The sequence below is a fragment of the Corynebacterium comes genome (assembly GCF_009734405.1).
GTDB classification, from domain to species: domain Bacteria; phylum Actinomycetota; class Actinomycetes; order Mycobacteriales; family Mycobacteriaceae; genus Corynebacterium; species Corynebacterium comes.
Map to the genome: position 1 here is coordinate 973,268 of NZ_CP046453.1, position 21,985 is coordinate 995,252.

Below are 21,985 nucleotides of genomic sequence, written 5' to 3' on the forward strand. Positions count from 1 at the left end.
CGGACGGGGCCGACGGGCACTCCACAACTCACGGAACCGTGTGACCACCCGCGGCATCAGACGTCCCCTGGTCCCTGGCCTGGCCCAGGAAGTATGCCCCTGTGGCCACCACGAACAGCAGCGGCAGGGTCCACAGTGGGGCCCACGTCAACTCCCAGGCGATCACGGCGGCGAACACCGGCGTCTGTTGCATGACCGCCAGGACACCGGCCGCGCCGATGAGCGCGAAGACGGCGACCAGCCCGGGGTCGACCCCCACCACCAGCCCGAGCAGTCCACCCATGGCAGCCCCCACCGCCAGCGACGGGGTGAGGGTGCCCCCCACTGCGCCGGACCCCAGTGACACGGCCGTGAGCAGGGGCTTGGCCACCACCAGCACGGCAAGCAACGCCAACGGCGAAGCGGGATCCAGGGCGGTGCGGACGATCTGTTCGCCGTTACCCGTCACCCCCGGCACGAGGAAGGACACCGCGACCACTCCTGCGGTGGTCACCCCGACGCTCACGGGCAGCCAGCGGGGATCGATGACCTTCCACCCCTCGGTTGACGTCAGCAGGGCCCGGAAGAGTCGACCGATGAGTGCGGCCCCCAGGAGGAGCAGCGGAAGCATGTACAGGACGGGGGCGCTGAAGGCTGCGTCCGGGAACTCGTAGACGGGATCTCGGCCCACGATCGGCCAGGCGGTCACCGTCGCCACGGCAGACATCACGCCGGCGATGAGCAGTGCGCGCCAGTCGCGGCGCACGGGCAGGGCCTCCAGTGTGAACAGGATTCCGGCCACAGGCACGTTGTACACCGCCGCCAGGCCCGCGCCGGCTGCCGCAGCCACAAGGATCCGACGGTGTTCCTCCCTCACCCGGACCAGGCGGGTGAGCTGGTCCAGCACTGCGGCCGATGCCTGACGCGGGGCCTGCTCCCGGCCGAGCGAAAGGCCGGATCCCACGACCAGCAGCTGCAGGAGCGCGTCGGCGGAGGTTCGGCCGAGGGGAAGGGGGGCGTCGTCGGTGAGTATCGAATCCTCGATGCTGCGCACCGGGCACTGCCGACGCAGCCACCACCAGCCGAGCCCGGCGAGGAGCCCGCCGATCGCCGCGGCCGCCACCGGGTGGACCACGCCCACGCCGCCGGCCGACAGCTGTATCCGGTGGATCAGCCACGCCATCGCCCCGCCGATGACACCTGCGGCGACGCCACCGGCGAGCACCAGCGGGATGAGGACGAGCTGGCCGCGGAACATAAATTCAGCGTAACCCGGACGCTGCGGGGCGGGACGCGCGGTCTCGGGGTAGGCGGGCAGGCGTCAGTGCGCCGCGGCCGGCTTCCCGGACACACGGCGGGTCAGCCGGGTCACGCCCTCCACGAGGAAGGCCACGATGGCGCCCCACACCAGGCCGAAGAGCAGCGCGAAGAACGTGTTCACCAGCCAACCGAGGATCCCGCCGCCGACGGCGACCTCCATGCCGTGGATGGTGTCGTAGAACCAGGTCAGGCCGAACTCGGCCAGACCGGCGATGATGATGTGTCCACCGACCCACAGCATGGCGAAGGTGCCGATCACCGAGATCGCGGTGAGGATCTTCGGCATGGCGGATACCAGCCCCCGGCCGAAGCCGGCGCCTGGACCACCCCGGGACACCATGTGCAGACCGACGTCATCCATCTTCACCAGCAGGGCGACCGCACCGTAGACGAGCGCGGTGATGCCGATGGCCACGACCACCAGGACCGCGGCGCGGAAGACCAGTGGCTGATCGGCGACCTCATTGAGCGAGATGACCATGATCTCCGCGGAGAGGATCAGGTCGGTCATGATCGCGCCCTTGACCAGCTGATCCTCCGCCAGGGGAGACTCATCCTTGGCGGGCTTGTCGTGGCCGCCGTGGCCCAGCACCTTGGCGAGCACCTTCTCCGCGCCCTCGTAGCACAGGTAGGTGCCACCGATCATGAGTATCGGCGTGAGGGCCCAGGGGGCGATCCACGACAGGAACAGCGCGATAGGCAGGATGATGACGAGCTTGTTGATCAACGAGCCCTTGGTGATCCGCCAGATCATCGGCAGCTCCCGCGCGGGGGAAATGCCGGTGACGAAACGGGGGGTCACCGCTGCGTCATCGACCACCACGCCGGCGGCCTTGACGGAGGTCTTGCCGGCGGCGGCGGCGACGTCGTCGACACTGGCGGCGGCCGCTCTGGCGATGAGGGCCACGTCGTCGAGCAGGGCGATCAGGCCACCGGCCATGATTCCCACCTTTCTGTCTGCGGGTGTGAACTAGATGCAGTGTAGTCCGGCTGCACCGGGTGTGCGCGTAGTCTGGTCCCATGAAGATTGCGGTCATCGGGGTCGGGGCGGTCGGAGGCTGGTTCGGCGGGAATCTGGTCCGTGCGGGCCATGACGTCGTGTTCGTCGCACGTGGCGGCACCCTCCGGGTCCTGCGTTCGGAAGGGCTGCGCCTCAACGGGGAGGCTCCGGTGGCGGTGCGCGCCGTCGGAAAGCTCAGTGAGGCCGATGAGCCGGACGTGGTGCTGCTGGCGGTGAAGGCGACCACCGGGACGGACGTCGCGGCACTGCTCGAGGGGCTTCCGGACGCCGCCCTGGTCGCCGTCACCCAGAACTCCGTCGAGGTTCCCTCGCGGGTAGCCGACGTAGTGGGCACTGATCGCACCCTGCCCGGCGTGGTACGCGGTTATTTCCACCACACCGGCCCGGGCGAAGTCGAGTTTCACGGCGGACCCATCTCCTATGACTTCGGAACGTGGGACGGCAGCCCGAACCACACGGTCGATGAGTTCGCCGCGGCGTTGAGGGGGGCGGGTATTGAGGCGACCGTCCGCGAAGACATCTTCGTCGACGTCTGGGAGAAGGCGATGTACGTGACCACGACCGGGGCACTCGGGGCCCTGTCCGGAAGCACGCTCGGTGAGCTGCGCACCCGCCTCCGCCCGACGCTCCGGGCGCTCATGCGTGAGGTGCACGCCACCGCCCTGGCCACCGGGGTGCCCCTGTCCGCGGATGCGGTGGAGCGCACCCTGGATTTCGCCGACCGCATGCCGGCCGGCGCGACCAGCTCCATGCACCGTGACCTGGCGGCGGGCAGGCCGGACACGCGGCACGAGCTGGACGCCCAGGTGGGGGCCATCTGCCGGCTCGCCGCCCGGCATGACGTCGACGTTCGACTGCATGACCTGGTATTTGGCGTGCTGGGGTAGCGTGAGGGCATGACTGCTTCATCCACAGCCCGGGTCAGGTGCGACCGCCCGGGGCGTTACGCACGCTTGCTGGTCAACCGGTTCGCGCAGACCGCACACACGGACTGGGACAGCGAGCAGGGGCGCGCTCACCTGGCGTTCACCCGGGAGCGGGAGGGCGAAGTGGACCTGATAGCCGGGGACGGCGTCCTGCTGATGCAGCTGGAGTGTCCGGCCGAGGAACTCGATCAGTTCGAGGCCATGATCGGCGGCGGGCTGGTGGAGATCGCCGCGGGGACCGGACTGCAGGTTCTGTGGAAGCGGAGCGGGGGACAGGAAGGTACCCGCTGGGTGGCTGATCTGGACGAGAAACCCGAAGGGTTAGAATAAGTCCGCAAACATCCAGTCACGGGTACCCGGTGCGATTCCGGGCTGAGACGCCTCCAACACAGATTGGGCGAACCGTCGAACCTGATCCGGTTAGTACCGGCGCTAGGGAGATTATTGTGAATACTTCACGGGCGCGCTCGTCATGGCGCGTCATCGACATCATCATCGCCTCTGTCCTGGGAGTGGCCTGCGGCCTGATCTTCTGGGTGTGGAACTCCATCGGCTACGCCTGGTTCACCGCCATGGACGCCCTGACCCCGGGCTTCGGTGGTCTGGCCGTCGGCATCTGGCTGATCGGCGGCGTCATCGGTGGACTGGTGATCCGTAAGCCGGGTGCCGCACTGTTCGTGGAACTGCTCGCGGCGATCGTCTCCGCGCTGCTGGGCAACCAGTGGGGCATTGAGACGCTGTACTCAGGGATCGCCCAGGGGCTGGGGGCTGAGCTGGTTTTCGCGGCCTTCGCCTACCGACGCTTCACTCTCCCCGTGGCCATGCTGGCGGGCGCCGGAGCCGCTGTGTCAGCTTTCGTTCTCGAGCTTTTCACCAGCGCGAACCTGGCCAAGTCGCTGGCCTTCAACTCGATCTACCTGACCTGCCTGATCATCTCCGGCGCCATTCTCGCAGGATTCCTCGGCCACTGGCTGGTCAAGGCCCTGGCCGCGACAGGTGCACTGGACCGCTTCGCGGTAGGCCGAAAGCGCGTGTGATGACAGCACTCGTCGAGGCCCGCGGCCTCGGCTGGCGGCACGCCTCCAGAATCGACCCCGCGATCGAGAACATCTCCCTGCGCCTGGAGCGTGGCGAGAAGGTCCTGCTCACCGGTGACTCCGGCGCAGGGAAGTCCACCCTCCTGGCGGCTCTGGCCGGGTTGCTGGGGGATGAGGAGGACGGCGAGCGGACAGGCACGCTTGAGGTCGGCGGCACCGTGGGCATGGTCCTGCAGGACCCGGACTCCCAGGTCATCGCCTCGCGTGTGGGCGACGACGTCGCCTTCGGCTGCGAGAACCTGAGGGTCCCCCGGGAGGAGATCTGGCCGCGGGTGCGCCGCGCCCTGGCCCTGGTCGGACTGGATCTCCCGCTCGATCACCCCACGCGGCATCTGTCCGGCGGGCAGAAGCAGCGACTTGCCCTGGCGGGCGTCATCGCCATGGGGGCCGAGCTCATCCTGCTCGACGAGCCGACCGCCAACCTCGACCCGGCGGGGCAACGCGAGGTCGTTGACGCGGTGACCACGGTCGCCGCGGAAACCGGTGCAACCCTGCTCGTGGTCGAACACCGCCCGCGGCTCTGGGCGCCCATGATGGACCGCTTCCTCCACCTGGGGGCGGACGGGCTGCAGGAGATCACCGTCGCGGACCTGCCCCGTCCGCCGGTGCTGCCCGCCGCGCGGGGAGTGAGCCCCGGGACTCCGACCATGGTCCGGGCCCGGGACCTGCAGACCATCTGGGGCCCGCCTCGCACTCTGGACCTGCCGGCGGGTGCCTCGAGCGTGATCACGGGACCGAACGGATCCGGCAAATCCACGTTGACGCTGACGCTGGCCGGACTGTTGGAGCCGACCGGCGGGACGCTGGAGTACTCCGGGGATCTGCGCCGGGGACTGAAGGCACCGCCCCACAAGTGGACCTCGCGGCAGCTCGCGCAACGCGTCGGCTACGTGTTCCAGGATCCGGAGCACCAGTTCGTCGCCCGCACCGTGGCCGAGGAGATGGCCGTGTCCGGCGGGCCCCGGGAGCGTATCGACGACCTCCTGGTACGCCTGCGGCTGACCCATCTGTCGCAGGCCAACCCCTTCACGCTCTCCGGCGGGGAGAAACGGCGACTGTCCGTTGCCACCGCACTGGTCAATACCCCGGCCTTTCTCATCCTCGACGAGCCGACCTTCGGTCAGGACCCCACCACCTTCAAGGAACTCGTCAGCCTGGTCCGTCAGCTCACCGACCAGGGAGTGACCGTCGCCTCGATCACCCATGACGAGCTCTACATCCACGCCCTCGGCGACCACGTTGTGGAGGTCCGATGAATCTGCTCGCCGACATCAACCCCGTCACCCGCGTCCTCGGACTCATCCTGCTGACCACCCCGCTACTGCTCTCCGTGGACGTGGTCTCCGCGGGCGTGTCCCTCGCATTCACCATCATCGTCGCGCCCCTGTGCGGCGTGGGGTGGGGGCGGCTGCTCCGGCGCGGTTGGCCGATCCTGCTGGCCGCACCGCTGGCGGCCGTCCCCATGGCGCTCTACGGCCGACCAGAAGGGGACACCTACCTCCAGTTCCTCCTCGCGCACGTCACCGACAATTCCCTCCAGCTGGCGGCGGCGATCTTCGTCCGTGTGCTGGCCGTCGGTCTCCCGGTCATCGTCCTGTCGACCGACGTTGATCCGACCGATCTCGGCGACGGCCTGGCGCAGGTCCTCCGGCTGCCGGAGCGCTTCGTCCTCGGAGCCGTTGCCGCCGCCAGACTGGTCTCGCTGTTCCGGGACGACCTCGACTCAATGCGCCGGGCACGCCGGGCGCGCGGCATCGCCGACGAGGGCCGCATCCGTTACTTCCTCACCCTTTCCTTCGGGCTGCTGGTGTTGTCACTGCGGAGGGGGTCGAAGCTGGCGACCGCCATGGAGGCACGCGGGTTCAACCGCGTTGCCGAACACGGCCGGACCTGGGCCCGCGAATCCACCTTGTCCCGGCAGGACTGGATTGTCATGGCTGTGTGTCTGCTCGTCTCGGTCGGTGCCATCGGCATCGCGGTGGCCGTCGGGACCTTCCGTTTCCTGGGGGTGGCGTGAGCAGACTGACAGTCCTGGTCGACGGTCCCTCAGGGGCGGGGAAGACGACGTTCGCCGAGGCCGTCTCCCGGCGTACCGGCCTGCGGGTGGTGCACCTGGATGATTTCTACCCGGGGTGGTCCGGCCTGGCCTCGGCTTCCCGCATGGTCGTCCACGACGTGCTCGATCCCAGGGACCCCGGCTACCGCCGCTGGGACTGGGTGGCCGGAGTGCCGGGCGACTGGGTGTCGCTCGATCCGGAGGAGTCGGTGATCATCGAGGGGGTCGGCGCGGTGACGGAGGCGTCGATCGCCGCAGCCGGGGCTCTCGGCGATGTGCTGACCGTGCGCCTCAACGCACCGGCGCGGGTGCGCCGCGCCCGGGCGCTCACACGGGACACCGGCTATGAACCCTTCTGGGACATGTGGGCCGGTCAGGAGGAGCTGCACTTCCGCGAACACGGCCGGGTTCCGGTGGACTTCGAACTGGAGTGGTGAGCAATCTGCGGAGGGGCGCAGAGATCAGAGTTGTTTCAGACCCCTGACGGCGGGACCTTCGATGAGTGTCCCGTCGGCCGCGAACCTGGAGCCGTGCAGCGGACAGTCCCAGGATTTCTCGGTCTCGTTCCAGGCCGGTGTTCCACCCATGTGGGGACAGACCAGCGACACCCGGCAGGCCCGGCCGTCAACAGAGGATTCGCCGACCAGGTGAACCCCTTCCCGGAAGACCACGGCACCGTTGTCATCGGTGGTGGAACCGTCGGGTGCGTCACCCGCCCGAGTGCCCGAACCGGTGATCACGTGTGCCAGGTTGCTGAACTCCGTGACGGGTGCCCACACCTGCTTGGTCACGGTGGTCTTCGCGGTCCCGAGCACGGACGGGCTGCCGAACGTGAGCTCTGCGGGCCGACCCTGCAGAAGATCGAGGAGCTGCAGTGCCGCGGCGGGGGCGGCGGCCAGACCCCACTTGCTGTATCCGCCGGCGAACAGAATCCGTCCATCGCCCCAGTGGAGAGGCCCCACATGAGGGACCATGCGGACAGGGTGGTAGTCCTGCGCCGACCAGGCGTGGGTGCGGCGCGCGCCGGGGAAATGCTTCATCGTCCACTCGGTCAGTGTCTCAATGTGCACACCGGTGTCGTGGGATTTTCCGGTCCGGTGCCCTTGCCCTCCCACCAGTAGCTTCGTCCTGCCTTCGTGTACGTGGGTGCGGAAGGAGAAGGTGGGTGATTCCGCCGAGATGTACATGCCCGCCGGAATTTCCGTGGTGGGGGCCGGGTCGAATGCGCACAGGTAGGAGCGTTGGGGGATCAGCTCCATGGTGGTGACCCGTCTGTCCAGGATCGGGGAGGCCGTGGCGAGCACGACCTGCCCGGCCGTCAGCGAACCGACGCCGGTGGTCAACTGCACACGGCCCTCACCCGCCTGCACGCCGGTGACCCGGGCGCGCTCCGTGACCGTACCTCCGGCTGCGTGGACTGCGCGGACCAGGGCAGCAAGCAGTTCAACTGGGTTGAGCTGGAGCTGATCCGGCAGCTCGACGGCTGCATGGACCGGGAAGGGGGTCGGGAGGGTGTCCCGGAAGACAGTGGGCAGCCCCAGCGCCTGCGCCACCCGATGCTCAGCCTCCACCTGGGCGACGGCTTTTTCCGTTGCGGCGAAGGTGAAGGCACTGGCGGACCGGGTGTACACCCCGTGTGCACCACAGAAGTCGCGCAGCCAGCTGAGCCCCGCCCTGTTCGCTGCCAGGTAATCCGCTGCAAGCTCCTGATTATGGGTCTGCGTCAGATTCGACAACCTCGTGCCCTGGAGCAGGGTCGCCTTGGCGGTGGTTGCCCCGCTCGCCCCCGCGCCGACGATGAGGGCTTCGATGACAGCCACTTTGAGACCGGCCTCGGCGGCCAGGAGCGCGGTGATCAGCCCGGTGAAGCCTGCCCCCACGACCGCGACATCAACATGGCTTCCGGTCGGGAGTGGAGAGGTGGGGTAGGGGGGAGCGTTATCGCGCCACAGTGGCCTGCTCATTGTTCCTCCCCGGTCCGGTTGATGCATGTCCCGGTACATTCCCGATCCGTGTTTCTGATGATGTCCATGATGGTGTCCTCGGTCTCGTGTCCGACTCTGAAGCGTTCCGACCAGGGCCAGGGGGAGTGACTCCGGTCACAGAGTTCTTGGGTGTGAGGATACTCGCCGACGGTCGTCCGGGAGGGGCTTCGGCCGTCGGCGGGCCGTGGCATCGGCGGGGCGGCGGGGGTGGCGTGCGGGAAATCGGGTTCAGGAAAATGGTCGCCTGAGCAGCGTGAAAGGTAATCCCTATAATGTTTTGAGGTGAAAACGATGTGCGTTCCGTCATCTGGGCGAGTTTCTGTGCAGTGTGTCACGTAGTAGGCTGAGGGAATCCTGAATCGTATGACCCTTTGACTGGAGGTCCCACCTATGGCGCTCGCCAAGAAGACGATCAGCCTGCTCGCCGCCACCACCCTGGCGTTCGGACTGGTTGCGTGCACCGATTCCGACGACAGTGCCTCCGGTGGTGACGGCAGCTCGGGCGGCGGCAACTACGTCCTCGCCAACGGCAGTGAGCCGCAGAACCCGCTCCTTCCGGCCAACACCAACGAGGTCGGCGGCGGTCGCATCGTCGACCTCCTGTACTCCGGCCTCGTCTACTACGATGCCGAGGGCGAGATTCACAATGAGGTCGCCGAATCCATCGAGCACGAGGGCGAGAAGACCTACCGGGTCACGCTCAAGGACGGCTGGACCTTCGCCGACGGCAGCCCGGTCAAGGCAGAGAACTTCGTCAATGCCTGGAACAAGGCCGTCCAGGAGTCGCAGCTCTCCGCCTACTTCTTCGAGCCGATCCTCGGCTACGCGGAGGGAGTGGAGTCGATGGAGGGTCTCCAGGTCGTTGACGATCTCACCTTCACCATCGAGCTCAACCAGCCCGAGGCCGATTTCCCGCTGCGTCTGGGCTATTCCGCCTTCTACCCGTTGCCGAATGAGGCGTTTGATGACCTCGCTGCCTTCGGTGAGAACCCCAACGGCAACGGCCCCTACAAACTGGACTCCTGGAACCACAACCAGGATGCGACCCTGGTGCCCAACGAAAACTACAACGGGGACCGCGCCCCGCAGAACGACGGCGTGAAGTTCGTCTTCTACGCCCAGCAGGATGCCGCCTACAACGATCTTCTGGCCGGTAACCTTGATGTCCTGGACGCCGTCCCGGACAGCGCCTTCGCCACCTTCGAGGACGAGATCGGTGAGCGGGCCGTCAACCAGCCCGCCGCAATCTTCCAGTCCTTCACCATTCCGGAGGCCGCCGAGCACTTCTCCGGCGAAGAGGGCGTCCTGCGCCGCCAGGCACTGTCCCACGCGATCAACCGCGAGGAGATCACCGATGCGATCTTCCAGGGCACCCGCACCCCGGCCACCGACTTCACCTCCCCGGTCCTGCCGGGCTACGACGGTGAGATCGCGGGCAACGAGGTCCTCGACTACGACGCCGAGCGGGCCCGGGAGCTGTGGGCACAGGCGGACGAGATCGCACCGTTCACCGGCGAGTTCACCCTGTCCTACAACGCCGACGGCGGCCACCAGGCCTGGGTCGACGCAGTGGTCAACTCCATCCGCAACACCCTGGAGATCGAGGCCGCAGGCAACCCCTACCCGGACTTCAAGTCCCTGCGTGACGACGTCACCGGCCGCACCATCAGCGGCGCCTTCCGAACCGGTTGGCAGGCGGACTACCCCTCACAGGGCAACTTCCTCGGCCCGCTCTACGGCACCGGCGCAGGCTCCAACGACGGTGACTACTCCAACCCGGAATTCGACGCCAAGTTGACCGAGGCAGCCGGCGCAGAGACCCCCGAGGACGCGTCACGCATCTACAACGAGGCGCAGGAGATCCTGTTCAACGATCTGCCGGCCATTCCGCTGTGGTACGCGAACACCACGGGTGGTTCCAGCGAGAACGTCGACAACGTCGTGTTCTCCTGGAAGCAGCAGCCGCTCTACTACAACATCACCAAGCAGTAGCCACCCTGGAGACCAGATGATCGTCGATCCCTGTGTGACGCACGTTGCGTGACGCGGGGATCGGTGTGTCTGACTGCAACCACACACAAGGAATCAGTTATGTTGCGCTACATCGGGCGACGGCTTCTCCAGATGATCCCCGTCTTCTTCGGAGCCACGCTGCTCATCTACGCACTCGTTTTCCTCATGCCGGGGGATCCGGTTCAGGCCCTCGGCGGTGACCGTGGTCTTTCCGAGGCCGCCCGCGCCCGCATCGAGGCGGAATACAACCTGGACAAGCCGTTCATCATCCAGTACCTGCTCTACCTCAAGGGCATCTTCACCCTCGACTTCGGAACGACGTTCTCCGGCCAGCCCGTGGCGGACGTGATGGCACGCGCCTTCCCCGTCACCATCAAGCTCGCGGTCATGGCTCTTGCCTTCGAGGCCTTCTTCGGCATCCTCTTCGGCGTCATCGCCGGGGTCCGCCGCGGTGGCGTCTTCGACTCCACCGTCCTGGTGATGTCCCTGATGGTCATCGCCGTGCCCAGCTTCGTCATCGGCTTCGTGCTCCAGTTCGTCGTCGGAGTGAAGTGGGGGATACTCCCCGTCACGGTCGGATCGAACGAGACCTTCACGGCGCTGCTCATGCCCGCCATCGTGCTGGGTTCAGTGTCCTTCGCCTACGTCCTGCGACTGACCCGCCAGTCTGTCAGCGAGAACCTGCGCGCCGACTACGTCCGTACCGCCCGCGCCAAGGGCCTGGGCAACGGTCAGGTGATGACCAGGCACGTCCTGCGTAACTCGCTCATTCCTGTCGCCACCTTCCTCGGGGCGGACCTGGGCGCGCTCATGGGCGGCGCCATCGTCACCGAGGGAATCTTCGCCATCAACGGTGTCGGTGGCACCATCTACCAGGCGATCATCAAGGGCGAGCCGACGACCGTGGTCTCCTTCACCACTGTGCTCGTGATCGTCTACATCATCGCAAACCTCATCGTTGACCTGATCTACGCCGTGCTCGACCCGAGGATCCGCTATGCCTGACATGAACAGAAACGTCGCCAACCCGGCCGGCGAGGAAGACCTGCTGGCCACCCGTCACCCCACCCCGCGCCCGGGGCAGGGGCACTACATCGCCGAGACCGACGAAACGGGACTCGGGGCCGTCGACGCTGTCGCCGACGAGTCCGCGCCGTCGTCCATGTGGGGTGAGGCCTGGCGCCACCTGCGCCGCCGCCCGCTGTTCTGGGCGTCCGCGTTGCTCATCCTCGTGGCGGTGCTCATGGCCCTGCTCCCGCAGTTGTTCACCTCCGTCGACCCGCGTGCCTGCACGCTGTCGAACTCCCTGGGTGATTCGCAGGCGGGGCACCCCTTCGGTTTCGACCGCCAGGGCTGTGACATCTACTCCCGCACCATCTACGGTGCCCGCGCCTCCGTGGCCGTGGGGCTCCTCACCACTGCTCTGGTGGTGGTCATCGGCACCTTCATCGGAGCGCTCGCCGGATTCTTCGGCGGGATCATGGACACCCTCCTCTCGCGTCTCACGGACATCTTCTTCGCGATCCCGCTGGTGCTGGCCGCCATCGTGGTCATGCAGGTGTTCAAGGACCACCGCACCATCATCACCGTCGTGCTGGTCCTGGGACTCTTCGGCTGGACAAACATCGCGCGCATCACCCGTGGTGCCGTGATGGGCGTGAAGAACGAGGAGTACGTCACCGCGGCCCGTGCGCTCGGTGCCTCGCGGTTCAAGATCCTCTCCAGCCACATAATGCCCAATGCGGCCGCCCCGATCATCGTCTACGCCACGGTGGCACTGGGCACCTTCATCGTCGCGGAGGCCACTCTGTCGTTCCTGGGCATCGGTCTGCCACCGACGATCGTCAGCTGGGGCGGAGACATCTCCGCCGCGCAGGCCTCCCTGCGCACTGCACCGATGGTCCTGTTCTACCCGGCGATGGCGCTGGCGCTCACCGTCCTGAGCTTCATCATGCTCGGTGACGTCGTCCGTGACGCCCTCGACCCGAAGGCGAGGAAGCGATGAGCGAGAACGTCACACCCCTGCTCGAGATGAAGGACGTGAAGATTTCCTTCACCTCCTCCACCGGAGTCGTCGAGGCCGTGCGCGGTATCAACATGTCGATCTACCCGGGCCAGTCCGTCGCCATCGTCGGCGAGTCGGGCTCCGGCAAGTCCACCGCAGCGATGTCGATCCTGGGTCTGCTGCCGGGTACCGGCAAGGTCACCGGTGGGCAGATCCTGTTCAACGGAGAGGACATCACCGGTCTGAACGACAAGGAGATGCAGCGCTACCGTGGCTCCGAGATCGGCCTGGTTCCCCAGGACCCGATGTCCAACCTCAACCCGGTGTGGCGCGTGGGTACCCAGGTCGCGGAGAGCCTGCGGGCGAACAACGTGGTCAAGGGTTCCGACGTGGGCGCGCGGGTCACCGAGCTCCTCGAGGAGGCAGGGCTTCCCGACGCCGCGCGGCGCGGGAGGCAGTACCCGCACGAGTTCTCCGGCGGTATGCGCCAACGTGCGCTCATCGCGATCGGCCTGGCGGCCCGCCCGAAGTTGCTCATCGCCGACGAGCCGACTTCCGCGCTCGACGTCACCGTGCAGAAACGTATTCTGGACCACCTCCAGTCGCTGACCGAGGAACTGGGCACCGCCGTGCTGTTCATCACCCACGACCTGGGCCTGGCGGCCGAGCGTGCCGAGCATCTCGTGGTCATGCACCGGGGTCGCATCGTCGAATCCGGTCCCAGCCTGCAGATTCTCCGGGACCCGCAGCACCCCTACACCCGCAGGTTGGTCAAGGCGGCACCCTCGCTGGCGTCGGCACGCATCCAGTCGGCGCTGGCTGCCGGTGTGGAGTCCGCCGAGCTGGTGGCTCATGGGCGCGAGAGGAAGACTGAGGAGGTCATCCGCGCAGAGAACCTCACCAAGGCCTTCGGAGAGAACACCGCCGTCGACGATGTCAGTTTCACCCTGCGTAAGGGCACCACCCTGGCGCTCGTAGGTGAATCCGGTTCCGGCAAGTCGACCGTGGCGAACATGGTGCTCAACCTCCTCGAACCGACGAGTGGCCGGGTGCTCTACCAGGGCACCGACCTGTCGACGCTGGGCAGCAGGGAACTTTTCGGGATGCGCAGGAAGATGCAGGTGGTCTTCCAGAATCCCTATGGTTCGCTGGACCCCATGTACTCCATTTACCGGTGCATCGAGGAACCCCTGGCGCTGCACGGGGTCGGAGGGCGGAAGGACCGGGAGAAGCGCGTCGCGGAGCTGCTCGACATGGTGGCCATGCCCCGTTCCGCCATGCGTCGATTCCCCAATGAACTGTCCGGCGGGCAGCGGCAGCGGATCGCCATCGCGCGGGCGCTGGCGCTCAACCCGGAGGTCCTCGTCCTCGACGAGGCAGTCTCCGCGCTCGACGTGCTCGTGCAGAACCAGATCATCCGCCTGCTCGCGGAGCTCCAGGACGAGCTCGACCTGTCCTACCTGTTCATCACGCACGACCTTGCCGTTGTCCGACAGATGGCGGACGACGTGGTCGTCATGAAGCAGGGGGCGATCGTCGAACAGGGCACGGCCGACCAGATCTTCGCCGACCCTCGCGAGGAGTACACCCGTGACCTCATCACCTCCGTGCCGGGCCTCAACATTGATCTCGGCACCGGATCGAATCTCGGTCTGACCGGGGACGAGGGGCGGGGCTCCGGCGCCGTCTGATCCGCTCGTGCGCATTGACCCCGCCACCGGAACGTTTCAGTGGCGGGGTCAGTGCATGCCGGGGTCGTCTACGCCTGCGGGTCCAGGACCACCTTGATACATCCGTCGGTCTTCTCCTGGAACATCTTGTAGGCCTCGGGTGCTGTGTCGATGGGGAGGCGGTGGGTCACCAGATCATCCACCCCGAGCGGGTCGGACGGGTCCTCCACCAGCGGGAGCAGGTCGTCGATCCACGCCTTGACGTTCGCCTGACCCATGCGCAGCTGCACCTGCTTGTCAAAGAGCGTGAGCATCGGCAGGGGGCTGGCCTGTCCGCCGTAGACGCCGCTGAGTGAGATGGTGCCGCCGCGGCGGACCAGGTCGATGGAGGAGTGCAGGGCGGCCAGTCGGTCGATGCCGGCGTGTTCCATCAACGTCCTGCCCAGCGGATCCGGGAGCATTCCGACCGCGGTGTGTGCCGCCTTGGCGATGGGCGAGCCGTGGGCCTCCATACCCACCGCGTCCACGACGCCATCGGGGCCGCGGCCCTCCGTGACGTCCCGGATCTCGTCGTTGGTGTCCTTGTGGTGGTCGAAGACCTCGACACCGTGGCGGGAGGCCATCTCCCGGCGTTCGGGAATCGGATCGATCCCGAAGACCCGGGCACCCAGGTGGAGGCCGATGCGGGCGGCCATCTGGCCGATCGGCCCGAGCCCGAAGACCGCGAGCGTTTCACCCGGTTGGACGTCCGCGTACCGGACGGCCTGCCAGGCGGTGGGGAGGACGTCGCTGAGGAAGAGATAACGGTGGTCGGGGAGCTCTTCACCCACCTTCACGGGGCCGAAGTCGGCGTGCGGGACCCGCAGATACTGTGCCTGCGCACCGGGCACCGAACCATAGAGGCGGGAGTACCCGAACAACCGCGCGCCGCTGCCCTGCTCCCTCACCTGCGTGATCTCGCACTGGGAGTACAGCCGCCGGTCGCACATCCAACAGGAGCCGCAGGCGATGGTGAAGGGGACGACCACCCGGTCGCCCACAGCGAGACCGGACGTGGGGCCGGCCTCGACCACCCGGCCCATCGGCTCGTGGCCGATGATGTCGCCGGCGTCCATGTAGGGGCCGAGGACTTCGTAGAGGTGCAGGTCAGAGCCGCATATTGCGGTGGAGGTGACCTCGATGATCGCGTCGTTGTCCTCCTGGAGGATGGGGTCCGGGACGTTGTCCACGCTGACGTTCCTCCTGCCTTGCCAGGTGACTGCCTTCATGGTCGTTCCTTCGCTGTCGGAGTGGTGTGGTCAGGGGAAGCGGTGGCCTGCATGAGTGCCTGGAGCAGTTCCAGAGACCGCTGCCGGGTCTGTGCGAGGATCTCCTCGGGCCCGCCGGGGAAGTGGTGCAGCTCGGTCCGGATGGTGCCGCGCACGCGGGCGGCGATCCAGGTGGTGCCGGGTGGTTGACCCTCCTGCTCGCCGGGGCCACCGCAGCCGGAGACCGCGAGGGTGGCGTCAGCGGACATGAGCTTCGCCACGCCCTCCGCCATCGTGCTCACCGCGGATTCAGTGATCACCGGCTGCCCTTCGGGCACGCCCAGGACGTCGTACTTGATGCGGGTCTGATAACTGACCACACTGCCGGCGAACCATTCCGAGGAGTCCTCTGCGGCGGCCAGCGTGGTCGCGATCTGACCACCGGTGAGCGACTCTGCGGTGGCCACGGTGAATCCGTGTTCCAGCGCCAGAGCCGAGATGGCGGCCGCCGTCTCCTTCGCGGCCAGGTCCTCAGGTACGGAATTGGGCATGTCGTTTCCTGCCTTCCGTTAATCCCAGAAGGTGTCGCGGTCATCACGGAGAGCCCGCTGTCGGGCGTATTCGTGGACTCCGTCGAGGGTGCTCAACTGCCGGTGGGTGGCTTCGATGAGACGGTCGAAGACCTCCCGATCCAGACCCAGCTCCGGTGCGTGTTCGCGCAGGGTCTGCCAGCCGCCGAGTTTGCCCGCCACTGCGGATCGCATGAGCTCGGCCTCCAGCAGCAGCGTCATGGGTGAGCGTTCGATGATCCGGCCGTTGAGCTTGAGCCGCCCGACACGTTCCGCCGCCCAGGCCGCGGCCTGGCGGTAGGGCTTCCGTGGAAAGCCGAGATCCTCGACGATGTTGCGCAGCAGCTCCCGGTCGGCGCGGATCTCATCGGCCAGGGAGGCCAGGTCCGCGTAGACGGGGGTGTCGATGAAGTCGGCGGCCATCCGCTCGATCCGGTTCACGCCGGCGGTGGCACCCGTCAGGTGGTCGGAGAGGTACAGGCCCATCAGGTCCTTGGTCAGGTTCTCCGGCAGATCCTCCGTGCCCCCCTCCGTCGCTGAGCCCGCGCCCGCATGGGCGCCCGACTTGGCCGGTTCGTGGATCGCGGAGACGACGCGCTCATCCTTGTCGCGGGGATGAAGCGGGGGAGAGGGGTGGCCGTGTCCCTCGATCATGGCGTCGAGAAGCTCCCGCAGGGCATCCGCGGAGGAGACCTGCGGACGCCACCCCAGCTCCTCGATGGCCCGGGTGTTGTCCATGAGCGGGACCTGCATGGCCATGTCCAGCCAGCCGGCGTCAGCGGGGAGCAGCCCCGACTTGTGGGCGGCGACGAGGGCGGCGCGGACCATGGCCGGCGGGACCTCCAGCACCCGGCCGTGATCGACGATGTCGGCCAGCTCCTGCGGGCCGAGGACGTCATCGGTGCAGATGTTGAAGGCTCCGGGGAGTCTCCTGAGGACGGCTGCCACATAGGCACGTCCGACGTCGTCGGCGTGGACGGCCTGCAGGAGCATGCCCTTGGGCACCGTCAGCGCGGGTAACCTGCCGGACTTGAGCAGCTGGACGGGTAGCGCCTTCCCGAGGAAATAGCGCTGCAGCTCGGAAGCGGCATCCGCCTGGAACGTCAGACCCGGGCGCAGGCGGGTGACGGTGATGTCCGGGTGCCCGGCGGCGAAGGTGTCCAGCACCTTCTCCTGTGCGGCCTTGTCCACGCTGTAGTGCGAGGAGTCGATGCCGCCGACGGGATAACTCTCGTCGCGGAGCGGCGGGTCCGAGTCGGTGGACCGTGCCTCGTCGGGGGAGTAGGCGCCGACCGAGGAGGCGGCGACCAGGTGGGGAACTCCGGCCCGGGAGACTGCCTCAGCGACGCGCCTGGTTCCCTCGACGTTCACGCGGCGCAGGAGTTCGCGCTGGTCGTTGGGCTGGATGAGCCAGGCGAGATGGATGACCGCCTCTGCGCCGCGGAAGACCTCCGTCAGCTGGCTGACGGCGTCCTCGCTGGTACTGGCCGCAGCGATGTCGAGGGAGTGCCACTCGCAGCCCTCGTAGGGTTCGACGTTCTGGTCCGGGAGACGCCGGGCCACACCGACGATGTGGGTGACCTCAGGGGTCTGGTGAAGCGCCCGCAGAACCGCGGTGCCTGCGTTTCCGGTGGCTCCGACAATGACAACCTTCATGATTCTCGCTCCAGGGTGGTGGGGTGCTCTTAGTCCCGAGGAAACTGGAGAATCCCGCCGATTTCAAGGAGTTCCGGTGTTCTCCCTGCTTGACGCAGTAGTGCGAGTTTATGATTTACGTGAGCGGCGTCACGTGCGGTCGTTTGTCTGCGGTCCCCGTCACCGCGAGCCCGTCACTGCGGGCCCGGGATTGCCGGGCGGATCAGAGGATCTCGTCGATGGCCTCGGTCGGGCGGGCGATCCGCACACCTTTGGCGGTCACCACGAACGGGCGCTCAATCAGTCGCGGGTGGGCGACCATCGCGGCGAGCAGCTCTTCGTCCGGGGTGTCGGGGGAAAGGCCGAGTTGCTTGTACTCGGCTTCCTTCGTGCGGATGGCGTCGTGGACGGTGATCCCCGCGGCGTCGACGAGCTCGCGGAGCTTTTCGACGCTCGGCGGGGCGTCCAGATAGCGGATGATGTCCGGTTCGATCCCTTTGTCCCGCAGGCGCTCGAGGGCCTGGCGGGACTTGGAGCAGCGGGGGTTGTGGTAGATCGTCGTCATGCCACAACCCTAGCGACGGCTCAGTAGTTGGCGGGCGGGTCGCTGGCGGGGAAGGATTCCTGGCCCCACTCCTCGGCGAGCTCCTGCTTCTGCTCGGGGGTTTCCTTGCCCGGGTTCTCCGGATGATTGTGCTTGAAGGGTTTGTCCTCCGGGAACTTCCAGAGGGTGTCCTTATTGGTGGGGTCGTTGCTGTCCATGGCGTGTCCTTCCAATCGGTGTCAAACAGTGAATCGGTGACGGGAGCGACGGACGGTCCGGGATGGGGTCGGGGACTGTTCGAGGTACCCGACACCGAGCCTACTCTTCATTTGTGTGCGGGGACACAGTTATTCGGCGGGAACCATTTCCACCGTGTCCGCCCATGTCAGCTCTATGCCGAGGGTGCGCAGCCACTCCATCGCGTTGTCGTGGTGCCGGGTGATGCCCTCCACCGCGTTGAGGGTGGTGTCGATGGCTCGCTCGGCCTCTTCCGCGGTGATCAGGCCGGCGGACGTGGCTGCGGCGAGTTCGTCGATGTCCTGGACGTCGATGGGCTCACCGGTGACGGAGACGAGGTCCACGTAGAGGTCGCGGGTGGACCACACGTCATCCTCGATGTGGATGTCGGCGACGTCGAAGTAGAAGTCCTGACGCTCGTGGACGCCGTCCCGGAAATGGAAGATGTTGGCGCGCAGCCCCAGCTTCGGCAGGAGCCAGGACTCGAGATAGCCGAAGCGCGGGTGGTTCGCCCCGCGTGCCATGTAGAGGCCGAAGTCGGTGACCCGGTAGGTGTCGACCTCCCGGAGGTGCCCCTTCGGGTCGATGTTGATCCGGTTGGCGGTGTTGAAGGTTTCCTTCTTGACCGGATGAAGATCAGCAGCCATGAGTGTTACCTCGCATCAATGATCGCAGCGGTGGGGAGGAAGTTGCAGGTGGCGTCCTCGGTGCGGACGTCGCCGGAGACGAGTGCCACGACAGTGCCGTGACCGGTGTCGGCGGTGCCGGACAGTGTGGCCGGCCCATCCGGGTTGATGCCGTAATTCCCCAGCGGGGTGACCCCGTTCTGGAGGGTGTTCAGGTTGAACCACGTGACGTTCATGCCGCCCTGCTCGGGCAGGGCGGGCGCGGTGCCCAGGGCCGTGAAGACGAAGGCGGTCTGGCCTGCGCGCGCTCCCGGGGCCGGAATGGCCGCGGGGCCGGGAACGGCGATGGCGGTTCCCACCGCGTCGAGTTCGCCGCCGATGCAGGAGCCTGCGACCGTCGGCCAGTAGAACTGGGTGAAGGTCGGCGCGTTCTCCGGCAGGGCGGGGCCGCCGTCGCCGTTGTCGCCGGCGCTGAACGCGAGGGCGGAGAGGATTGCGTTGCGCATCTCCACGGGCACCCACGGCTGGTTGGCGAAGTCCCTCACCTGCACCTGGGTCTGGGGGGTGGGGCGGCCGAGCTGGTCGAGCGGGCCCGGGGAGGAGGTCTGGGCGTGTGCCGCGCCGGCGCCGACGCTGAGGCCGAGCGCACTGACGGCGGTCAGTGTGACGGCGACGGCGACCGTCCGGACGGTGGTCCTCAGTGCGATGGATCCCACTGGCAGGCCCTCTTTCGTGTACTCAAGGCGGTGCGGCGGTTGTACAGGTGCGCAGAAGCGCGATAGTCACAACCGCAACATTGGTAACAGTAGTTTTGTTAACCAACAATATTCACTTGCGTGACGTAGTCAACCGGAATGGCGGAAAGGGCGTAAATAACTGCCCGCAACCCGGTTACTTCATGTTTCGTCGAGGGACACCATTCCGTTACACATGGCAGAACTCCGTTGGTGGGCGGTGAATCTGGACGGGATGCAGGGGAGGGAAAATGCCGCTCCGGTGTGGCGCTGACCCCTCAATAGTGCGATAGCCGAATAATGCGGGTATCGTCAACGGCTGTTCACCATCGCGTGCCCGGTGACCGTCGGCCGCGATCCCTTTTTATAGGAGCAGCCCACTCGTGTCCCATCCTGAGTTCCGCAACGTCGCCATCGTCGCACACGTCGACCACGGCAAAACCACCCTCGTCAACTCCATGCTGGAGCAGTCCGGAGTGTTCGACGACCACGGTGGTGTCACTGACCGCGTGATGGACTCCGGTGATCTCGAACGCGAGAAGGGCATCACCATCCTGGCCAAGAACACCGCCGTGCGCCGCAAGGGTGCCGGCAAGGACGGCCGGGACCTCATCATCAACGTCATCGACACCCCGGGCCACGCCGACTTCGGTGGCGAGGTCGAGCGCGCCCTGTCCATGGTCGACGGTGTCGTCCTACTCGTCGACGCGTCCGAGGGCCCCCTCCCGCAGACCCGCTTCGTGCTGGGTAAGGCCCTGGCCGCGAAGATGCCGGTCATCATCCTGGTCAACAAGACCGACCGTGCGGACGCCCGCATCGACGAGGTCGTCGAGGACGCCCAGGATCTGCTCCTGGAACTCGCCTCCACCCTCGAGGACCCCGAGGCCGCCGAAGCCGCCGAGAGCCTGCTCGACCTGCCGGTGCTCTACGCCTCCGGCCGTGAAGGCAAGGCCTCCACCAAAAACCCGGGCAACGGCAACGCCCCGGACGCAGAGGACCTGCAGGCCCTCTTCGACGTCATCTACCAGGTCCTCCCGGAGCCTTCCGCTGACCTTGAGGCGCCGCTGCAGGCCCACGTCACCAACCTGGACTCCTCGTCCTTCCTCGGCCGCATCGGCCTGGTCCGCATCTTCGCCGGCTCCCTGAAGAAGGGCCAGCAGGTTGCCTGGATCCACTATGACGACGAGGGCAACCAGCACACCAAGACCGTCAAGATCGCTGAGCTGCTGCGCACCGTCGGTGTGACCCGCCAGCCCACCGACGAGGTCGTCGCCGGTGACATCGCGGCGATCTCCGGCATCGACGAGATCATGATCGGCGACACCCTCGCCGCTCTGGAGAACCCGGTGGCACTGCCCCGGATCACCGTCGACGAGCCGGCCATCTCCATGACCATCGGCGTCAACACCTCCCCGCTGGCAGGCCGCGGCGGCGGCGACAAGGTCACCGCCCGCCTGGTCAAGGCCCGCCTGGACAACGAGCTCATCGGTAACGTGTCCCTGCGCGTCCTCCCGACCGAGCGTCCCGACACCTGGGAGGTGCAGGGCCGAGGCGAGATGGCGCTGTCGATCCTGGTGGAGACGATGCGTCGCGAAGGCTTCGAGCTCACCGTCGGCAAGCCGCAGGTGGTCACCCAGACCATCGACGGCAAGCTCCATGAGCCCTACGAGCACCTGATCATCGACGTCCCCGGTGAGTACCAGGGTCCCGTCACCCAGCTCATGGCCGCCCGCAAGGGCCAGATGACCAGCATGGACACCGGCTCCGGCGAATGGGTCCGCATGGAGTTCGACGTGCCCTCCCGTGGCCTCATCGGCTTCCGTACCACCTTCATGACCGAAACCCGTGGCACCGGCATCGCCAACAGCTACGCCATCGAGCTGCGTCCGTGGGCCGGCGAGATCAAGGGCCGCGCCTCGGGTTCCCTGGTCGCCGACCGTTCCGGCAAGATCACCGCCTTCGCCCTTCAGGGCCTGGCGGACCGTGGCTCCTTCTTCGTCGAGCCGGGCACCGAGGCTTATGAGGGCATGGTCGTCGGCGCGAACAACCGCGACGAGGACATGGACGTCAACATCACCAAGGAAAAGAAGCTGACCAACATGCGTGCGGCCAGCGCCGACACCACGGTCACCCTCGCCAAGGCCCACGCCCTGTCCCTGGACGAGGCCATGGAGTTCTGTGGTCAGGACGAGTGCGTCGAGGTCACCCCCGACATCCTCCGCGTCCGCAAGCTCTACCTCAGCGCCAACGAGCGCGCCCGCTCCCGCTCCCGCGAGAAGAACCTCAACAAGTAGGCGCAGCCTGAGGCGGCGGCACGGGTC

At 67.0% G+C, this 21,985-nt stretch carries 21 protein-coding genes and 1 riboswitch; of the genes, 11 read left to right on the plus strand and 10 right to left on the minus strand.

The window, feature by feature from the left end:
* Positions 1-28 precede the first annotated feature (28 nt).
* Together CETAM_RS04790 and CETAM_RS04795 are read right to left on the minus strand one after the other, a co-directional pair.
* Positions 29-1,237, minus strand: coding sequence for a chloride channel protein (locus CETAM_RS04790; RefSeq protein ID WP_156227477.1), 1,209 nt, complete (start codon positions 1,235-1,237; stop codon positions 29-31).
* Positions 1,238-1,300: 63 nt separating this feature from the next.
* Positions 1,301-2,239 (minus strand): DUF808 domain-containing protein, encoded by a 939-nt coding sequence (locus tag CETAM_RS04795; protein ID WP_156227479.1) that lies wholly within the window; start codon positions 2,237-2,239, stop codon positions 1,301-1,303.
* An 80-nt stretch (positions 2,240-2,319) separates the two neighbouring features.
* Here CETAM_RS04795 and CETAM_RS04800 point away from each other — a divergent pair, with 80 nt between their 5' ends.
* The 6 genes from CETAM_RS04800 to CETAM_RS04825 all read left to right on the plus strand — a co-directional run bounded on the left by CETAM_RS04800 (position 2,320) and on the right by CETAM_RS04825 (position 6,836).
* Positions 2,320-3,207: a 2-dehydropantoate 2-reductase gene (locus tag CETAM_RS04800; RefSeq protein ID WP_156227481.1), complete on the plus strand. Its 888-nt coding sequence runs from the start codon at positions 2,320-2,322 to the stop codon at positions 3,205-3,207.
* A gap of 9 nt (positions 3,208-3,216) precedes the next feature.
* Entirely contained in the window at positions 3,217-3,576 is a 360-nt protein-coding gene (locus CETAM_RS04805; protein WP_156227483.1) for a DUF2218 domain-containing protein, read from the plus strand.
* Positions 3,577-3,584: 8 nt separating this feature from the next.
* Positions 3,585-3,702: riboswitch (TPP riboswitch) on the plus strand.
* On the plus strand, positions 3,693-4,283 hold the full coding sequence (locus tag CETAM_RS04810) for an ECF transporter S component (RefSeq protein ID WP_407923954.1): 591 nt from the start codon (positions 3,693-3,695) through the stop codon (positions 4,281-4,283). (Overlaps the previous riboswitch by 10 nt.)
* Positions 4,283-5,599, plus strand: coding sequence for an ABC transporter ATP-binding protein (locus tag CETAM_RS04815; RefSeq protein WP_156227487.1), 1,317 nt, complete (start codon positions 4,283-4,285; stop codon positions 5,597-5,599). The genes CETAM_RS04810 and CETAM_RS04815 overlap by 1 nt, the downstream gene beginning before the upstream one ends.
* Entirely contained in the window at positions 5,596-6,360 is a 765-nt protein-coding gene (locus CETAM_RS04820) for an energy-coupling factor transporter transmembrane component T family protein (RefSeq protein ID WP_156227489.1), read from the plus strand. The genes CETAM_RS04815 and CETAM_RS04820 overlap by 4 nt, the downstream gene beginning before the upstream one ends.
* Positions 6,357-6,836, plus strand: a complete 480-nt coding sequence (locus CETAM_RS04825) for a nucleoside/nucleotide kinase family protein (RefSeq protein ID WP_156227491.1) — start codon at positions 6,357-6,359, stop codon at positions 6,834-6,836. Before CETAM_RS04820 ends, CETAM_RS04825 begins: the two co-directional genes overlap by 4 nt.
* Before the next feature lie 24 nt (positions 6,837-6,860).
* On the opposite strand, the gene CETAM_RS04830 is transcribed toward CETAM_RS04825, so the two are convergent.
* Positions 6,861-8,363 carry an FAD-dependent oxidoreductase gene (locus CETAM_RS04830; RefSeq protein ID WP_156227493.1) on the minus strand — a complete coding sequence of 501 codons (1,503 nt, stop codon included), beginning with the start codon at positions 8,361-8,363 and terminating at the stop codon, positions 6,861-6,863.
* Positions 8,364-8,774: 411 nt separating this feature from the next.
* Between CETAM_RS04830 and CETAM_RS04835 the strand changes: the two genes are divergently transcribed.
* From CETAM_RS04835 to CETAM_RS04850, 4 genes are all read left to right on the plus strand, one after another.
* Complete coding sequence (locus CETAM_RS04835) at positions 8,775-10,376, plus strand: peptide ABC transporter substrate-binding protein (RefSeq protein WP_156227495.1); 1,602 nt, start codon at positions 8,775-8,777, stop codon at positions 10,374-10,376.
* 99 nt (positions 10,377-10,475) lie between these two features.
* The gene (locus tag CETAM_RS04840; protein ID WP_156227497.1) at positions 10,476-11,402 is read left to right on the plus strand and encodes an ABC transporter permease; all 927 of its coding nucleotides are present in this window, start codon (positions 10,476-10,478) and stop codon (positions 11,400-11,402) included.
* Positions 11,395-12,402, plus strand: coding sequence for an ABC transporter permease (locus CETAM_RS04845; RefSeq protein ID WP_156227499.1), 1,008 nt, complete (start codon positions 11,395-11,397; stop codon positions 12,400-12,402). The genes CETAM_RS04840 and CETAM_RS04845 overlap by 8 nt, the downstream gene beginning before the upstream one ends.
* Complete coding sequence (locus CETAM_RS04850; protein ID WP_156227501.1) at positions 12,399-14,093, plus strand: dipeptide ABC transporter ATP-binding protein; 1,695 nt, start codon at positions 12,399-12,401, stop codon at positions 14,091-14,093. Before CETAM_RS04845 ends, CETAM_RS04850 begins: the two co-directional genes overlap by 4 nt.
* A 68-nt stretch (positions 14,094-14,161) precedes the next feature.
* Here CETAM_RS04850 and CETAM_RS04855 read toward each other — a convergent pair whose 3' ends face one another.
* The 7 genes from CETAM_RS04855 to CETAM_RS04885 all read right to left on the minus strand — a co-directional run bounded on the left by CETAM_RS04855 (position 14,162) and on the right by CETAM_RS04885 (position 19,646).
* Entirely contained in the window at positions 14,162-15,340 is a 1,179-nt protein-coding gene (locus CETAM_RS04855) for a zinc-dependent alcohol dehydrogenase (protein ID WP_156227503.1), read from the minus strand.
* Entirely contained in the window at positions 15,337-15,870 is a 534-nt protein-coding gene (locus CETAM_RS04860; RefSeq protein WP_156227506.1) for a CinA family protein, read from the minus strand. Before CETAM_RS04860 ends, CETAM_RS04855 begins: the two co-directional genes overlap by 4 nt.
* Positions 15,871-15,888: 18 nt before the next feature.
* Positions 15,889-17,544: an NAD-dependent epimerase/dehydratase family protein gene (locus CETAM_RS04865; protein ID WP_156227508.1), complete on the minus strand. Its 1,656-nt coding sequence runs from the start codon at positions 17,542-17,544 to the stop codon at positions 15,889-15,891.
* A 202-nt stretch (positions 17,545-17,746) separates the two neighbouring features.
* Positions 17,747-18,088, minus strand: a complete 342-nt coding sequence (gene arsC / locus CETAM_RS04870; protein ID WP_156227510.1) for an arsenate reductase (glutaredoxin) — start codon at positions 18,086-18,088, stop codon at positions 17,747-17,749.
* A gap of 20 nt (positions 18,089-18,108) precedes the next feature.
* Positions 18,109-18,285, minus strand: coding sequence for a hypothetical protein (locus CETAM_RS04875; protein WP_156227512.1), 177 nt, complete (start codon positions 18,283-18,285; stop codon positions 18,109-18,111).
* 129 nt (positions 18,286-18,414) lie between these two features.
* Positions 18,415-18,951: a DUF402 domain-containing protein gene (locus CETAM_RS04880; protein WP_156227514.1), complete on the minus strand. Its 537-nt coding sequence runs from the start codon at positions 18,949-18,951 to the stop codon at positions 18,415-18,417.
* Between the two features lie 5 nt (positions 18,952-18,956).
* Positions 18,957-19,646 (minus strand): Rv1157c family protein, encoded by a 690-nt coding sequence (locus tag CETAM_RS04885; RefSeq protein WP_231587586.1) that lies wholly within the window; start codon positions 19,644-19,646, stop codon positions 18,957-18,959.
* Between the two features lie 401 nt (positions 19,647-20,047).
* Between CETAM_RS04885 and typA the strand changes: the two genes are divergently transcribed.
* Positions 20,048-21,958 carry a translational GTPase TypA gene (gene typA / locus CETAM_RS04890; protein WP_156227516.1) on the plus strand — a complete coding sequence of 637 codons (1,911 nt, stop codon included), beginning with the start codon at positions 20,048-20,050 and terminating at the stop codon, positions 21,956-21,958.
* Positions 21,959-21,985: the final 27 nt, after the last annotated feature.

Excerpts from the sequence above, each read along its gene's own strand:
- CETAM_RS04790 (WP_156227477.1), bottom strand. The coding sequence starts at position 1,237 with ATGTTCCGCGGCCAGCTCGTCCTCATCCCGCTGGTGCTCGCCGGTGGC.
- CETAM_RS04795 (WP_156227479.1), bottom strand. The coding sequence starts at position 2,239 with ATGGCCGGTGGCCTGATCGCCCTGCTCGACGACGTGGCCCTCATCGCC.
- CETAM_RS04800 (WP_156227481.1), top strand. The coding sequence starts at position 2,320 with ATGAAGATTGCGGTCATCGGGGTCGGGGCGGTCGGAGGCTGGTTCGGC.
- CETAM_RS04805 (WP_156227483.1), top strand. The coding sequence starts at position 3,217 with ATGACTGCTTCATCCACAGCCCGGGTCAGGTGCGACCGCCCGGGGCGT.
- CETAM_RS04815 (WP_156227487.1), top strand. The coding sequence starts at position 4,283 with ATGACAGCACTCGTCGAGGCCCGCGGCCTCGGCTGGCGGCACGCCTCC.
- CETAM_RS04820 (WP_156227489.1), top strand. The coding sequence starts at position 5,596 with ATGAATCTGCTCGCCGACATCAACCCCGTCACCCGCGTCCTCGGACTC.
- CETAM_RS04830 (WP_156227493.1), bottom strand. The coding sequence starts at position 8,363 with ATGAGCAGGCCACTGTGGCGCGATAACGCTCCCCCCTACCCCACCTCT.
- CETAM_RS04835 (WP_156227495.1), top strand. The coding sequence starts at position 8,775 with ATGGCGCTCGCCAAGAAGACGATCAGCCTGCTCGCCGCCACCACCCTG.
- CETAM_RS04840 (WP_156227497.1), top strand. The coding sequence starts at position 10,476 with ATGTTGCGCTACATCGGGCGACGGCTTCTCCAGATGATCCCCGTCTTC.
- CETAM_RS04845 (WP_156227499.1), top strand. The coding sequence starts at position 11,395 with ATGCCTGACATGAACAGAAACGTCGCCAACCCGGCCGGCGAGGAAGAC.
- CETAM_RS04850 (WP_156227501.1), top strand. The coding sequence starts at position 12,399 with ATGAGCGAGAACGTCACACCCCTGCTCGAGATGAAGGACGTGAAGATT.
- CETAM_RS04855 (WP_156227503.1), bottom strand. The coding sequence starts at position 15,340 with ATGAAGGCAGTCACCTGGCAAGGCAGGAGGAACGTCAGCGTGGACAAC.
- CETAM_RS04860 (WP_156227506.1), bottom strand. The coding sequence starts at position 15,870 with ATGCCCAATTCCGTACCTGAGGACCTGGCCGCGAAGGAGACGGCGGCC.
- CETAM_RS04865 (WP_156227508.1), bottom strand. The coding sequence starts at position 17,544 with ATGAAGGTTGTCATTGTCGGAGCCACCGGAAACGCAGGCACCGCGGTT.
- arsC (WP_156227510.1), bottom strand. The coding sequence starts at position 18,088 with ATGACGACGATCTACCACAACCCCCGCTGCTCCAAGTCCCGCCAGGCC.
- CETAM_RS04875 (WP_156227512.1), bottom strand. The coding sequence starts at position 18,285 with ATGGACAGCAACGACCCCACCAATAAGGACACCCTCTGGAAGTTCCCG.
- CETAM_RS04880 (WP_156227514.1), bottom strand. The coding sequence starts at position 18,951 with ATGGCTGCTGATCTTCATCCGGTCAAGAAGGAAACCTTCAACACCGCC.